The sequence below is a fragment of the Bacillus sp. ISL-7 genome, from assembly GCF_018613065.1.
In genome coordinates, this window is the sequence record NZ_JAGGQW010000050.1 from 124254 (window position 1) to 138825 (window position 14572).

At 39.5% G+C, this 14572-nt stretch carries 14 protein-coding genes; 2 read left to right on the forward strand and 12 right to left on the reverse strand.

Features of this window, described 5'->3' with window-relative positions; all coding sequences use genetic code 11:
* Positions 1-176 precede the first annotated feature (176 nt).
* A complete protein-coding gene (locus J7E66_RS21080) occupies positions 177-464 on the reverse strand; it encodes a putative quinol monooxygenase (RefSeq protein ID WP_215003434.1) in 288 nt (95 codons plus the stop codon).
* Between the two features lie 297 nt (positions 465-761).
* On the opposite strand from J7E66_RS21080, the gene J7E66_RS21085 reads away from it, so the two are divergent.
* Positions 762-1868 carry a GntR family transcriptional regulator gene (locus J7E66_RS21085; RefSeq protein WP_285289241.1) on the forward strand — a complete coding sequence of 369 codons (1107 nt, stop codon included), beginning with the start codon at positions 762-764 and terminating at the stop codon, positions 1866-1868.
* Between the two features lie 190 nt (positions 1869-2058).
* Here the strand turns inward: J7E66_RS21085 and ftsZ are convergent, their stop codons facing one another.
* Both ftsZ and J7E66_RS21095 read right to left on the reverse strand, forming a co-directional pair.
* A complete protein-coding gene (ftsZ, locus tag J7E66_RS21090) occupies positions 2059-3210 on the reverse strand; it encodes a cell division protein FtsZ (RefSeq protein ID WP_215003436.1) in 1152 nt (383 codons plus the stop codon).
* Positions 3211-3528: 318 nt separating this feature from the next.
* On the reverse strand, positions 3529-3699 hold the full coding sequence (locus J7E66_RS21095; protein WP_215003438.1) for a YuzK family famiily protein: 171 nt from the start codon (positions 3697-3699) through the stop codon (positions 3529-3531).
* Positions 3700-4193: 494 nt separating this feature from the next.
* Here J7E66_RS21095 and J7E66_RS21100 point away from each other — a divergent pair, with 494 nt between their 5' ends.
* A complete protein-coding gene (locus J7E66_RS21100; RefSeq protein WP_215003440.1) occupies positions 4194-4892 on the forward strand; it encodes a hypothetical protein in 699 nt (232 codons plus the stop codon).
* A 193-nt stretch (positions 4893-5085) separates the two neighbouring features.
* Here the strand turns inward: J7E66_RS21100 and J7E66_RS21105 are convergent, their stop codons facing one another.
* The 9 genes from J7E66_RS21105 to J7E66_RS21145 form a co-directional block, all read right to left on the reverse strand.
* Positions 5086-5712 (reverse strand): DNA-3-methyladenine glycosylase, encoded by a 627-nt coding sequence (locus tag J7E66_RS21105; RefSeq protein WP_308162553.1) that lies wholly within the window; start codon positions 5710-5712, stop codon positions 5086-5088.
* 242 nt (positions 5713-5954) lie between these two features.
* Positions 5955-6605: a CoA transferase subunit B gene (locus J7E66_RS21110; RefSeq protein ID WP_215003442.1), complete on the reverse strand. Its 651-nt coding sequence runs from the start codon at positions 6603-6605 to the stop codon at positions 5955-5957.
* A 29-nt stretch (positions 6606-6634) separates the two neighbouring features.
* Complete coding sequence (locus tag J7E66_RS21115) at positions 6635-7321, reverse strand: CoA transferase subunit A (RefSeq protein ID WP_374103873.1); 687 nt, start codon at positions 7319-7321, stop codon at positions 6635-6637.
* Between the two features lie 71 nt (positions 7322-7392).
* A complete protein-coding gene (locus J7E66_RS21120; protein ID WP_215003607.1) occupies positions 7393-8925 on the reverse strand; it encodes an acyl-CoA carboxylase subunit beta in 1533 nt (510 codons plus the stop codon).
* A gap of 40 nt (positions 8926-8965) precedes the next feature.
* Positions 8966-9748 carry an enoyl-CoA hydratase gene (locus tag J7E66_RS21125; RefSeq protein ID WP_215003446.1) on the reverse strand — a complete coding sequence of 261 codons (783 nt, stop codon included), beginning with the start codon at positions 9746-9748 and terminating at the stop codon, positions 8966-8968.
* A 13-nt stretch (positions 9749-9761) separates the two neighbouring features.
* Positions 9762-10688, reverse strand: coding sequence for a hydroxymethylglutaryl-CoA lyase (locus J7E66_RS21130; protein WP_215003448.1), 927 nt, complete (start codon positions 10686-10688; stop codon positions 9762-9764).
* A 32-nt stretch (positions 10689-10720) separates the two neighbouring features.
* Positions 10721-10933, reverse strand: a complete 213-nt coding sequence (locus tag J7E66_RS21135) for an acetyl-CoA carboxylase biotin carboxyl carrier protein subunit (RefSeq protein ID WP_088086689.1) — start codon at positions 10931-10933, stop codon at positions 10721-10723.
* 11 nt (positions 10934-10944) lie between these two features.
* Positions 10945-12306 (reverse strand): acetyl-CoA carboxylase biotin carboxylase subunit, encoded by a 1362-nt coding sequence (gene accC / locus J7E66_RS21140; RefSeq protein WP_215003450.1) that lies wholly within the window; start codon positions 12304-12306, stop codon positions 10945-10947.
* A gap of 209 nt (positions 12307-12515) precedes the next feature.
* Positions 12516-14483 (reverse strand): acetate--CoA ligase, encoded by a 1968-nt coding sequence (locus J7E66_RS21145; RefSeq protein ID WP_215003452.1) that lies wholly within the window; start codon positions 14481-14483, stop codon positions 12516-12518.
* Between the last annotated feature and the right edge of the window lie 89 nt (positions 14484-14572).

Sequence of the window (14572 nt, forward strand, 5' to 3'; positions counted from 1 at the left end):
TTCGTGAAGCTATAATATATAAAATTCATTTTAATACATAATTTAGCGAATAGTCTATAAATTGTCGTTATAGAAAGCATATTTTTTCACATTTATTCTAAATCAGGCACCATCCTCATGGGAGGAAGGTGCCTGGGACAAGAAGAATATGTAAGTACTTTCCTTTCCATCGGGGGTTATTTTACTTCTCTATAAAGGTTGATTTCTGTACTTTCTCGAAGTTTTCTAAGCTCTGGAACAATTTTCATAACATGTTCACTTTTATTATGTTGATTTAAAGCCTCTTCATCCATCCATTCTTCGAGCATAGTAAGGATGGTCGGATCATTGATATCTTGATGAAGTGTGTAAGTTATACAGCCTTTTTCTTTTCTGGTTTCTGACACAACTTCCCTTGCCAATAGAAAATATTCTTCGACCTTTACACCTGGTTTTAGTTTTGCTTTACATACAACTTTAATCATTCTATTAACTCCTTTTCTTTTTTATTATTGCCTTATTACGGAACATAGCTCGACTTTATTATAACATGATTTTCGATATAGCTTTACACTGTGCAATCTGAGGATACCTATTCAAAAGCTTGATATATACAAATTCCAAAAGCATCACAAATAATAGATCAGTCGCGACTTGTACGTATAATGCTAGTAAATTATCTCATGGTCAATCTCTTGTTTTTTTGTTAATATTATTTTATTAAACATGTTGTACGCATAAGTAAATAAACTTGCTTCCAAGTTGAAAGTGGTGTAATCCAATTGGCTCAACAAACTAAATATAATATGGTTAAGGAAAAGATAACAGAATGGATAACTAGCGGTCAGGTAAAACCTGGGGATAAGATTTATTCTGAAAATGAACTTGTCAAAATGTTTGGTGTAAGCAGACATACGATTCGTCAAGCTATCGGGGATTTGGTTCATGAGGGATGGCTATACAGAGAACAAGGTGCTGGAACCTTTTGTTCCAATAAGTTTGGGAATGAAAAGCCTCAAATCCAGCATCAATCGAGTTATGGAAAAAATATCGGAGTTATAACCACCTACATTTCTGACTATATTTTCCCTTCCATTATCAAAGGAATTGAATCATATTTAACAGCTGAGGGATATTCTTTAACCTTTGCATGTACGGATAATGATGTTGAAAAAGAAAAACAATGTTTACAAACGATGTTAAGCAGGAACATTGACGGTCTTATTGTTGAGCCTACTAAAAGCAGCAATTACAATCCTAACATTCATTACTATCTGGAATTAGAACAGAACCATATCCCATACTTAATGATTAACCAATTCTATCCCCAGCTTATGCCTCCTCATATCATTGTGAATGATGAACACGGCGGTTTTGCGGCTACTGAACATTTAATTAAATTAGGACATGAAAAGATAGTTGGACTTTTTAAAACGGATGACCTCCAAGGGGTAAATCGTATGCAGGGCTTTATCCGCGCTTTCAGAGAGCATGGCATTACATTTTTCCCGGAGATGGTGATTACCTTTACCACCGAAGAAAAAGATAGCAGATTATTAGAACGATTAGAAAAATTTTTCAATGCAGATTCAATCCCTTCAGCAATTGTTTGTTACAATGACCAACTGGCCTTACAAATATTAAATATGTTAAGAGAACGTGGATTAAGTATTCCTGAGGATGTTTCGATTGTTGGCTACGATGACTCCTTTTTAGCAGAGGCATCAGATGTAAAACTAACATCAGTAACCCATCCAAAAATGCAAATGGGGATTGATGCTGCAAAATGGATTGTTGCTGCTGTCGAAAAGAAGGATAACATTCCTCCATCCATCGTATACGAGCCTGAACTTGTGATTAGAAGTTCAACCACTACATTTAAAAATTAACAAGTGTAGAAATTATTTTAAAGTTAACACGAAGACGCTTTCGTAATGTATTTTCCAACACATTATGAAAGCGTCCTTTTATTTATTTAGTAGGACTATCTAATAGGCGCAAAGCCTTTTATTTCTTCAAGAATTTGGGTCTTAGTACTATGTATTTCTCTACCTACATTTGAAAATGCAGATGTAAAATTTATAAAAATCGTTTTTTTCGATTGCGCAAGAACGCTGGAATATTCAGAGATTCTTCTGACTGTTCTGAGTGTCTTTCATAATCTTGAACTGGTTCGCCTCGGTTTATAGGTTCACGCTGTGTACGTTTTTCCCTTTGATATGGATTAGACATTTCTTCCATTGATGGTTGGGAAAGCGGTTGTGCTAATATCTCCTCTTGCTCAGTGAATCCAGTGGCAATAACAGTTACGATAATTTCTTCATCTAAGTTTTCGTTAATGACCGAACCAAAAATCATATTTAATTCCTCATGAGAAGCAGAAGCAACTATATCGGCTGCCTCCTGTACTTCAAAAAGACTTAAATTATTTCCACCAGTTATGTTCATTATCACACCATGAGCTCCATTGATAGAAGTTTCAAGTAAGGGACTATTTAAGGCTTTCTGCGCAGCCTCAACTGCACGATCTTTACCTTTAGCAATACCAATTCCCATTAAGGCAGTTCCCTTATGGGACATGACCGTTTTCACGTCAGCAAAATCAAGGTTGATTAACCCTGGCACAGCAATTAAATCGGAAATCCCTTGCACACCCTGGCGTAGTACATTATCGGCTTCACGAAAAGCTTCAATCATGGGTGTTTTTTTATCTACAATCTCTAATAAGCGATCGTTGGGAATAATAATTAAAGTGTCTACTGCTTCCCTCATTTCGTTAATTCCAGTTTCTGCGTTAGATGCACGCTTGCGGCCTTCAAATTTAAACGGACGTGTGACAACTCCAATTGTCAGGGCACCAAGATTGCGGGCAATTTCAGCAATGGCAGGCGCTGCACCTGTGCCGGTACCACCGCCCATACCGGCTGTAACGAAAACCATGTCTGCACCTGCTAACACTTCTTTAATTTGCTGTTTACTCTCTTCCACAGCTCTTTTACCTACTTCTGGATTAGCCCCTGCTCCCAAACCTCTTGTCAATGCTGTACCAATTTGCATCGTGACTGCTGCTTTTGATTGATTAAGAGCTTGTGCATCTGTATTAACGGCAATAAATTCTACACCTTCAACGCCTTCGTCAATCATACGATTCACGGCGTTATTTCCCCCGCCGCCAACACCAATGACTTTAATCTTAGCCAGTTGGTCCATATTTGTATCAAATTCTAACATGTTCATTCCTCCGCTATAGTAGATTAGGTGACAGGAAATTTTACTATTGCTTTCTAATTATTTCAGAGCAAACTTACCCCTCTAATTAAAGTTGCTTGTATGACCTCTTATGATAATAAAGGTATTTATTATGAATTAGTTTTTAGTCTACTGGACCTAAATTTTCTTGTCCAGTTAAGATTAACCTATTTATAAGTTTAATAAATGGGAAAAAAACCACCCTTAAATAAGACAAGGATGAGGAATTTTTCTTATTTATTTTTGCTTTTAATCAAAAAAAGGAAACCAGTGTGCATTCACATTGGTTTCCACTTTGATTCATGCCTTTAATCGATTATTAAAATGAACAAGCCGGTCTAAATCTGCAACCATTCTACGACATTTAATATAATCCTTTTTACGGCGTTTTTCGACTCTCATTCTCACTGTATGATGTCTTCTGTAATCTTCATAACCTACACCATGAGCACTATGCATCGCTTTTTCCATTTCGCTCGTATAACTTAATTGTAAATGATTGATAACAAATCATTCCTTTCAGTTTTTTTCCCCTGGGCGAATTGTTCTTTTACGTAGGTTTCATCTTATCATTGAATACAAGGTCACACAAAGTCAAAAAAACAGTGTATTTTGCTGTATACAGGAATGTCATTCAAACTCGAGAAAATAGCACTGACATCCTTACTTTTTTAGCCATATCCTTCCATATAGTGCACAACCTAAAAAAAATCCAAAAAAAGGATGAAACAGGATTTATAAAATATACTCAATAATAGGCTGTAAATTGTCGTTTTAGAAAGCAGAATTATATCATTTACATGTTTCGATAGGAGATTTACTCATAATTTAGGAGGATCCATCGCATTTCATAAGAAAGTGACGATGAAAACTCTTTCTAATCAAACAGGAATGTGAAGAACGATATTGAATTATACACCTACAAGGAAAATAATCTTGTAACAAATCGGAAAGGTTGTGAGTTTATGAGACTTTCGAATGTGCAGCCTAAGAAAAACTTCAGTTACATCTTCGTTCAATTTCCGGGGATGAAAATGAATGTACCTATGCTTTCTGACGAAGAAGGAACGGTGATGAAAGAAGATGTTGCTTTATGTGTCCAATTAAACGGTAAAGAGAAGGTAAATCACTTATTCTTTGTACGCACCCAGAGTATAAAACCTTTTGATTTTACAGATGAAGGAATTGGAGCAAAAGCATATTATCGAGTCATTAAGCAAAAAGAAAACTCTCAAGACTCACACACGAAAGAACCCGAGGAATTCGTCACGTTTATCACAGATGAAGTTAACATTTTACAAAAGAAAACTGAAACCGGATATAACTTCATCTTGGTCGTAAACAAACGTGAAATCGGAATAGTCGCTTCGATTGAAGAAGAAGTTTTCCAAACCGAGAAAGGACTATTAGTACTTAATGAGAAAGTGAAAGAGCGTGTCACTGTTAACAAAGATAGCAAGAAAAATAGGAATGCCTTCGTAAGGAGGAAGAAAAAGAGAATAATCACGGGAGGTAATGTCTTTCAGGATCATGAAGTTCTTGAGCCGATCCGAATTCCTTTGGAGGACGTTAAAAGAAAAGTTAAAGTATTTTCTCCTGCCGAATTAGATTTCATCGGTCCAGGTGATCAGAACCCATCCAATTTAATGTTGAGGAGGTGTTGATTAGGATTGTCCTTTCGGAAAAAACTTCATACTAGTAAACTCGAAACAAAAGGATTAAATGGATAATCCTTTTCGATAAATAAACTTTAGGAAAGGAATGAATTATTGGCTGTAAGCCTAATAATTACTAAGGAAAACTAACGAATCCATTTATTATAGGGACTTAACCAACGAGTTAAGTCCTTTTTACTGTTCAGACAATTACATACTCAGACTTTTGATGCCGTGAAACATATTGATTATTAGTAACCCAAAATCGCCATGGATAATCACGGGCTTCACCAGATTTATCAATTCCTATCCTTTTTCCGACTGATATGCTTTCTGGACAAAAGCCTTTGGCAATAAATAATCGTGGAGGACTGAGGGGACGTCCATAGTCCTCCATGGTAATGCCCAATGATTTTGTTAGTTTGCCAGGGCCATTTGTCAATTTTGAAAGTTCTTCAATGCCCCTCCTTATTTTCATAAGCTCGAGACCATCTCGCGGTTCAAGGGCACGAATCAAAACGGCTTCAGGATTTTCTTCACCGCCGCTAACCACATTGAAGAGGCAGTGCCTATGCATAACATAGGTATAGGCCAGGCCGGACCGTTGGAACATGACCTCGGTTCTTGCAGTCCTTCTATTATTGTAGCTATGTGCAGCCCGGTCACCAGGACCTATGTAAGCCTCTGTTTCTACAATATATCCTGCTGTCATTCCTTCATTCGTTTCTTTTACAAGGAGGCATCCGAGCAATGCCTTTGCCAGGTCAAGCGTGGGCTGAACATAAAATTCCTCGGGTAATGGTACTATTTCTTTTGTAAATTCTCCCACGTTTATTGCCCTCCATAAAAATGATTTACTTAAAAACTATAGACAAAAAAACCAATGATTAAACATTTGTATAAATTTTTAATCTATAACCTAATCCTTTCATCAAAAAAAAGCTGCCTTAAGGACAGCTCTAAAAAATATCTCTTCAACAACTTAATCTTGGTCATCAAGTTCAATAAAATAATAATCCTAACGGTAGGAAACTGCCTCAATTGTTTCTATAAAATTTTGCTCAACCCCTTTTACTTAACTAGTAATTCGACACCAATTTTAAATGAGGCCTCTGTTTTTTCAATAACTTCCTCAACCGATACTCCGTCTTGGGTTTCCACGAGAACCATTCCTTCAGGAGTGAAATCAAATACAGCCAAATCTGTTATTAAACGGTGGACCACTTCTTTTCCAGTAAGAGGAAGTGTACACTCTTTTTTGACCTTTGATTCTCCGTGCTTATTAACATGTTCCATAATAACCACAACACGTTTTGCGCCGTTTACTAAGTCCATGGCTCCGCCCATTCCTTTGACCATCTTCCCTGGAATCATCCAATTAGCCAAATCTCCTGTTTGAGAAACTTCCATTCCCCCTAAGATAGCAAGGTCGATGTGACCACCGCGAATCATTGCAAATGATTCTGCACTGTCGAAATAAGAAGCACCAGGCACAGCAGTTACCGTTTCTTTTCCCGCATTTATTAAATCGGGGTCTTCTGTCCCTTTAACCGGATAAGGTCCAATGCCCAATAAGCCATTTTCTGATTGAAGCAAGACGTTGTATTCGCTTGGAATTTCATTGGCAATAAGGGTAGGGATCCCAATCCCTAAATTTACGTTCATTCCATCCTGAATTTCTTGAACCGCACGTTTTACAATGGTTAATCGCGCATCCTTCAATCCACTCACTCCTTGTCTCTTTTAAACTATTAGGCTTGTACTACTGTACGTCTTTCTATCCGTTTTTCATAGTTAGTTCCGAGCAGCACACGTTGAACGTAGATTCCTGGCGTATGGATTTCTTCTGGATTTAAATCTCCTACCTCAACGATTTCCTCGACTTCTGCAATTGTAATTTTCCCGGCCATTGCAGCCAATGGATTAAAGTTGCGTGATGTTTTTCGGAAAACAAGGTTTCCAAGCGGGTCGGCCTTCCAGGCTTTCACCAGGGCAAAATCACCGACAATTCCCTCTTCTAATAAATAGGTTCTTCCATTAAACTCCTTGTGCTCTTTTCCTTTTGCAATTGGAGTTCCCACCCCAGTAGCCGTATAAAAACCAGGTATTCCGGCGCCGCCGGCACGAATTCGTTCAGCAAGCGTTCCTTGAGGGACTAGTTCGACCTCAAGCTCACCGCTTAAAAACTGCTTTTCAAAAATTTTATTTTCACCGACATACGATGAAACCATTTTCTTAATTTGCTTATTTGCAAGTAGCAGACCAAGCCCCCAATCATCAACGCCACAGTTATTACTAACGATTGTTAAATCCTTCGTTCCTTGATCTCTTAGGGCAAGAATTGCTTTTTCCGGGATTCCGCACAGTCCGAAACCACCAACAATGATGGTATCTCCATCTGAAATATCTTGTATTGCTTCCACAAATGAGTTTACAATTTTTCCATTCTTCACAGGTCAGCCTCCTTATTAAAATATAGTCTCTTACATTTGAAATTAACTGTTATAAATTAGACCGGATATACAGAGTGTTTTCGTTCTGAAAAAATGAGATATTTTGAAGTGTATGCGTCAAAACGATTAACAAGCTCATTACGCAATGAGTTTGCTGGAATAATACCGTCAATCACCATTTCGGAAGCTAAATGGTAAATATCAATGTCCTCTTTATATTCCTCACGTTTTTGTTCTATGAATGCGGTTCGCTCCTCTTCAGGAAGCTCTGCAATTTTATTAGCATAAACGGCATTAACTGCTGCTTCTGGCCCCATAACCGCAATTTGAGCAGAAGGCAATGCAAGACAAGCATCCGGTTCAAATGCAGGGCCAGCCATTGCATAAAGACCAGCTCCATATGCTTTACGTACAATAACAGAAATTTTTGGAACACTTGCTTCAGCCATTGCTGAAATCATTTTCGCACCATGACGAATGATTCCAGCCCGTTCTACCTTTGTACCTATCATAAAACCAGGTACATCAACTAAAAACAAAAGGGGAATATGGTAGGCATCACAAAGATTAATAAATTTTGCGGCCTTATCTGCTGAATCGTGGAATAATACCCCGCCTTTAACACGCGGCTGATTGGCAATGATTCCGACAGGTTTTCCATCCATGCGGGCAAGTCCGGTAATAAGTTCGCCAGCAAAAAGTTTTTTGATCTCAAAGAAGGAGTCTTCATCAATAATCCCGTTTATTAGATCATGCATATTAAATGGTGCATTCTGATTAGCCGGAATCAGCTCTTCTAATGGTTTTTTCAATGGTTTAGGAGCCACAGACTCACGAACTGGCGGTTTCTCTGAAAAATTAGCAGGGAAATAAGAAAGATAGTTTCTTGACATTGAAATGGCTTCTTCTTCATTTTTTGCAAGAACATCACCACAGCCTGAAACAGAACAGTGCATGCGAGCGCCGCCCATTTCCTCCAAGGTTACTTTTTCACCAATAACCATTTCGGCCATTCTCGGTGATCCCAGGTACATCGATGCATTTTTATCAACCATAATAACAATGTCACAAAAAGCTGGAATATAGGCTCCACCAGCAGCAGATGGTCCAAACAGAATACAAATCTGAGGAATTTTACCTGAAAGTTTTACTTGATTGTAAAAGATTCTTCCTGCCCCACGACGCCCAGGGAACATTTCCACCTGATCCGTTATCCGCGCTCCAGCAGAATCTACCAGGTATAATAATGGTACCCGAAGTTTTTCAGCTGTTTCTTGGATTCGAATGATTTTCTCAACCGTCCGAGCTCCCCAAGAACCGGCTTTTATCGTTGAATCGTTAGCCATCACACAGACAAGCTGGCCATTAATCTTGCCCATCCCTGTCACAACACCATCTGCAGGAAGATCCCCCGCCATGCAGTTTGCAAATAGCGCATCTTCCAGTTCAAAGCCAGGATCGAATAATAATGATAAACGCTCGCGGACGAACAGTTTTCCCTGCTCTTCGTTTTTTTCGTGATATTTGGGAGCTCCGCCCTTTTTGATTTGTTCGACTCGATCATTCAGTGTTTGTTGTAGAGGTTTCATATCCACTGTCATTATTTTTCCTCCTATTAATCTAGTTTTCTTATTCACCATTGTAGATTGGGGCGCGTTTCTCCTTAAAAGCCTGTAATCCTTCTAAACGATCTTTTGTTGGCATCGTCACTTCGTAGGCATTTTGCTCAATGGCCAGACCGGTGTTTATTTCTACATCATAGCCTTTATCGATTGCAAACTTTGCTTGTGCAACGGCAATCGGGCCATTCCGAACAATTTGTCCTGCAATTTCTAATGCTTTATCAATTAAGCTTTCAACAGGGACCGTATACTCTACTAATCCAATCTCAAGGGCTTCTTTTGCATCAATTCGTCTTGCGGTGAAAATCAGCTCTTTTGCACGTCCCTTTCCTACTAATCTTGGTAAACGCTGTGTTCCTCCTGCACCAGGAATAATTCCCAATGATGTTTCCGTCAGTCCAAGTTTCGCAGTTTCAGAGGCAATACGGATATCACAAGCGAGCGCTAGTTCAGTTCCTCCGCCAAAAGCAACGCCGTTCACTGCCGCTATGACCGGTTGGGGTAATGATTCTAGAGAGTTGATAGTTTCACGGATCAAAGAAACCGTCTTCCTCACCTGAACCGGATCCATTCCAGCTCGTTCCTTTAAATCAGCTCCCGCACAAAAAGCTTTCTCCCCAGCCCCTGTAATGATGATACAGCGGACTAATCGATCATATTTACTGGTAAGAATGGCGTCCTTGAGCCCCTCTAACATCTGTAAGGATAAAGCATTAGCAGCTTCCGGCCTATTTAAAGTAATCATCACGATTCCGTTTTCCATCTTGTTAACTAATATGGTTTTACTCATGATCTCACCTTTCTTACAAAGCATTTTTAAGCTTTCCACTCAGCATGGAACTCGCGGCTTGAAAACTTTTACTTGGTAAAGGTCTGCCAAGTTTCTCCTGAATGAATTGGGATGCAGAAGTGAGCTTTTGTTGATCAGCACCAGTGTGAATTCCCATCCCGTGAAGCATATAGAGTAAATCGTCTGTTGCCACGTTTCCGGATGCTCCAGGCGCATAAGGACAACCACCTAGGCCGCCAAGCGAAGAATCAAAAATGGTAATTCCCATTTCTAACGATACTAAGATGTTGGCCAAAGCCGTTCCACGTGTATCATGAAAATGCATCGCTAATTTATCTGCTGGAAATCTTTTCAATAAAACTTCCAACACATTTTGAACTTGCTTTGGATTTGCCACACCGTTTGTGTCCCCGAGAGACAACTCTGCAATACCCATTTCAAATAATGTTTCGGACACTCTTATGACCGCATCGATATCAACATCCCCTTCATAGGGACAGCCAAAAACGGTCGAAACATAACCTCTGCTTAATTTTCCTGCTGAAATGGTTTCTCTGACCAAATCCCGTAACACAGGGAAAGTCTCTCCAATCTTTTTATTGATATTTTTTAGGTTATGTGTTTCGCTTGCTGACATAAACACTGCTACTTCATCAATGTTCGCTTTAAATGCCCGTTCCAAACCTTGAAGGTTAGGAACGAGCGCTGTATAGGTGACACCAGGCACTTTGGTAATGCCAGTAGCAACAGCAACTGCATCTGAAAGTGCAGGAATCCATTTGGGATTAACAAAAGAGGTAATCTCAAGATGTTTTAGTCCACTATCTGACAATTGATTAATCCAAGCAATTTTATCTTCTGTTGATATAAATGCCTTTTCGTTTTGCAATCCATCACGAGGACCAACCTCTTTAATCGTTACACCTTCCGGCCACTTCATTGTTTCATCTCCTTTCCACCTTTATCCAGGCTTTATTCAACTACTACAATGACGTCGCCTTCATTAACAAAGTCGCCTTCGTTCACTTTTACTTCTTTCACCGTTCCATCGAATTCAGCTGCAATTGGAATTTCCATTTTCATCGATTCTAAAATCACTACATCTTGGCCCTCTTCTACCTGGTCTCCAGCTTTAACTAATACCTTCCATACATTTCCTGCCATGACTGCAATTACTTCACTCATGATAATTCCTCCTATTTTACGTTATTTTCTTTTTTAGTTTTTAAATACTTGTTAACAAAGTCTGTTGTCGTATCACCTGAATGAAATGCTGAGTGGGCAATAACCTCTTGCAGCATTGGGATATTTGTTTTAATACCTTCAATATGATAATCAGCTAATGCAGCTTGCAGACGATTTATTGCCTCTTCACGATTGCTGCCTTTGACGATAAGCTTAGCAATCATTGGATCATAAAAAGGGGTGACTGCGGATTGACCGTGAATGGCTAATTCATGTCGAACTCCAGGACCGTTCGGCAACTCTAATTTTGTTATTTTTCCAGGTGAAGGGAAAAATGTTTTGGGATCTTCCGCATAGATTCTAACCTCAATGGCATGACCCTCACGTTTTACGTCTTCTTGAGAAAATTTCAGAGCTTCACCTGCAGCAATTTGTAATTGTTTTTCAACTAAATCCAAACCTGTAATTTCTTCCGTAACCGGATGCTCTACTTGTAAGCGAGTATTCATTTCAAGAAAGTAGAAGTTTTGCTCTTCATCAACTAAGAACTCGATTGTTCCTGCATTTTTATACCCAATTGATTGGGCCGCTTTTACTGCAGCCTCCCCCATCTTGGTACGAGTTTTTTCAGTAATAAACGATGATGGGGCTTCCTCTACGACTTTTTGATGACGGCGTTGGATCGAACATTCACGTTCCCAAAGGTAAACGGTATTTCCAAAACTGTCTGCCAAGATTTGAATCTCAATATGTCTTGGATTTTCAACAAATTTTTCAATATACATTGCTCCATCGCCAAAGAAATCAGTAGCCCGCTTTTGGTTCCCCGCAAATGCTTTTCGGATTTCATCCCCGTTATGGACCACCTGCATTCCAATTCCGCCACCCCCTGCGGAGGCTTTTAGCATAACGGGATAACCGATGCGGTCCGCCGCTTCTACCGCTTCCTCTTCATCTGCCAGTGGGTAGGTAATCCCTGGAACGACAGGAACACCTGCTCCCTCCATTGCTTTGCGTGATTCAATCTTACTTCCCATTTTAGAAATAACCTCTGGAGAAGGCCCGATAAATACAAGTCCTGCTTCCTCACAGCGGCGGGCAAAGTCCGTATTTTCAGACAGCAAGCCATATCCCGGGTGAATAGCCTCCGCTCCTGAAACCTGAGCGACCTCTAGAATTTTATTGATATTTAAATAGCTTTCTGCTACACGGGAACCTCCGATTAAATAGGCCTCATCTGCCATTTTTACATGGGGAGCATCCGTATCAGCCTCTGAGTAAACTCCAATTGTCGTAATCCCTAAGGCTTTGCAAGTACGGATTACACGGACAGCAATTTCGCCACGATTAGCAATTAAAACTTTTTTGAACATGCCTTTCCACCCTTTCTATCTTCTATTTAAGAAGGTTCAAAACTCGTCAGCATTACAAATGCCTAAACTTTGATGATTAAGGAGATATGTAAAAATCTAATTATCATTTTGCAACATTCTTTACGTTTATCTTTAACTCTTAATCTAGTAATATGGAACCAGTCATTTGCCGGTGATTTTCCTGACAAATGACTGTCTCTAATTAATAACTATTTAACTGATGACTTTTCAGCAACTATTTTTTGGATTTGTGCAACCGTCGTCGGGTCTTCTAGTCCTGTAATGTCGCCGGAAACCTTTCCTGATACAACAATTTCCTTTAATAAGCGGCGCATGATTTTTCCGCTGACTGTTTTCGGCAACATATCTGTAAAAATAATTGATTTTGGGGTTGCAATCTTACCAATTTGTTGAATGATGTGATTATTTATTTGTTGTTTTAATTCCTCTGTTCCTTCATAGCCATCGGCCAAACGGACAAATGCGAGCGGAACTTCTCCTTTAATTTCATCTGGGATCCCAATGATGGCGCTTTCAGAAACACCCTCACATTCAAGTACAGCACTCTCCATCTCCATTGTACTTAAGCGGTGTCCTGCTACATTAAATGCGTCATCTGAACGGCCAACTACCCATAAATATCCATCATCATCTAATAATGCTAGATCGCTGGCATAATAGCAGCCATCCACTTGGCTATAATAGGATGCGTAATATCGTTCTGGTTCTTTCCAAAGTGTCCGGCATAGCATAGGAAATGGTTTTCTAATAACCAGATTTCCTAAGACACCAGGTTTAACTGGGTTGCCTTCTACATCAACGATATCCATAACCGCACCTAAAAAGGCAGTACCTGAGGAACCTGGTTTCATCGGCGTCAGCCAAGCTGCTCCAGCTATAGGCGATCCTGCAGTTTCGGTTTGGCCCCAAGTATTATTGATATATACCTTCTTCTTTCCTAAAACTTCATATGTCCAATGCCAGGTTTCCGGATCGAAAGGTTCTCCAACAAGGGAAATGACATCGAGGCACGATAAATCAAATTTCTCTAATGCCTTTTCACCCATACTTTTTAACATTCTTAATGCTGTTGGGGCAGTAAACAGTTTATTCACCCTGTATTTTTCAATGATTTGATAAAAACGATCTTTTGCTGGATAATCAACAGCCCCTTCAAAGACAACGGTTGTTACACCATTCGCTAAGGCACCTGTAATTCCCCAAATATGCATGGTTAACCAGCCGATATCCGCGGTACACCAGAAAACATCGTCTTGATGGTGATCCATATGATACTTGGCATATGTGTAATTCTGTGTGACAAAAGCCATGCCGGAATGCACGACGCCTTTTGGTTTACCTGTCGTACCACTTGTATAAAACACAATACCGCTCTCATTAGCTTCAATTCTCTCTGGTTCACAAACGATACTTGCCGCTTTTGTCTGCTCATGCCACCAGTAATCCCGGCCATCTTTCATTTGAACCTCTGAACCTAATCGGTCAACAACAATGACTGCTTCGATCGATGGAATAAATGGTACAACATGATCAACTTTTTCTTTTAAAGGAATGAATTTACCCCGACGTTCAGTTGCATCCGCAGTGATTAATACTTTTGGCTCAAAATTGATGAGACGGTCTGTCAATGATTTTTCCGAATATCCTGAGAAAATTGTATTGTAAATAGCACCAATTCGAAAACAAGCTAAAACGGAAATAAAGGCTTCTGCCAGATTGGGAAGAAAAATAGCAACACAATCACCTTTTTTTACACCAAATGATTTAAGAACATTCGCAAAACGATTTACTTCAGCAAGAAGCATATTATACGTGTAAAATTTGGTGTCCCCGTTTTCACCCTCCCAAATGAGAGCGGTCCGGTTTCCTGCCCCATTTTCGATATGCCGATCAAGTAAATTTACACTTGGGTTACTAATGCCGCCGGCAAAAAAGCGAAAATCGGGGAGCTGTCCACTAATGGTTTCATCCCATGGTTCATACCAAACAAGTTCACGGGCTGCACGATCCCAAAATTTAGCAGGATCTTCTTGTGATTGTTTAAGCAGTTCATGATATGCTTCACTGCTCCCAATGGAGGTTGAACGAACTTTTTCTTCTTCTGGATAGATGAGTTTGCTATTTGAAACTACTTGTAAAATTCCACTGATATCCATGTAATGGCTCCTTTAACAATTTTTATTTCATCACTATGTCTCTACTAGGCTGTTGATTTCCGCTCCAATCAACGTAGTCTTTAAGATCA

What these genes read in the sequence shown, in the direction of transcription:
- J7E66_RS21080 (WP_215003434.1), bottom strand. Translation starts at nt 464, where the DNA reads ATGATTAAAGTTGTATGTAAAGCAAAACTAAAACCAGGTGTAAAGGTC.
- ftsZ (WP_215003436.1), bottom strand. Translation starts at nt 3,210, where the DNA reads ATGTTAGAATTTGATACAAATATGGACCAACTGGCTAAGATTAAAGTC.
- J7E66_RS21095 (WP_215003438.1), bottom strand. Translation starts at nt 3,699, where the DNA reads ATGGAAAAAGCGATGCATAGTGCTCATGGTGTAGGTTATGAAGATTAC.
- J7E66_RS21100 (WP_215003440.1), top strand. Translation starts at nt 4,194, where the DNA reads ATGAGACTTTCGAATGTGCAGCCTAAGAAAAACTTCAGTTACATCTTC.
- J7E66_RS21120 (WP_215003607.1), bottom strand. Translation starts at nt 8,925, where the DNA reads ATGAAACCTCTACAACAAACACTGAATGATCGAGTCGAACAAATCAAA.
- J7E66_RS21125 (WP_215003446.1), bottom strand. Translation starts at nt 9,748, where the DNA reads ATGAGTAAAACCATATTAGTTAACAAGATGGAAAACGGAATCGTGATG.
- J7E66_RS21130 (WP_215003448.1), bottom strand. Translation starts at nt 10,688, where the DNA reads ATGAAGTGGCCGGAAGGTGTAACGATTAAAGAGGTTGGTCCTCGTGAT.
- J7E66_RS21135 (WP_088086689.1), bottom strand. Translation starts at nt 10,933, where the DNA reads ATGAGTGAAGTAATTGCAGTCATGGCAGGAAATGTATGGAAGGTATTA.
- accC (WP_215003450.1), bottom strand. Translation starts at nt 12,306, where the DNA reads ATGTTCAAAAAAGTTTTAATTGCTAATCGTGGCGAAATTGCTGTCCGT.
- J7E66_RS21145 (WP_215003452.1), bottom strand. Translation starts at nt 14,483, where the DNA reads ATGGATATCAGTGGAATTTTACAAGTAGTTTCAAATAGCAAACTCATC.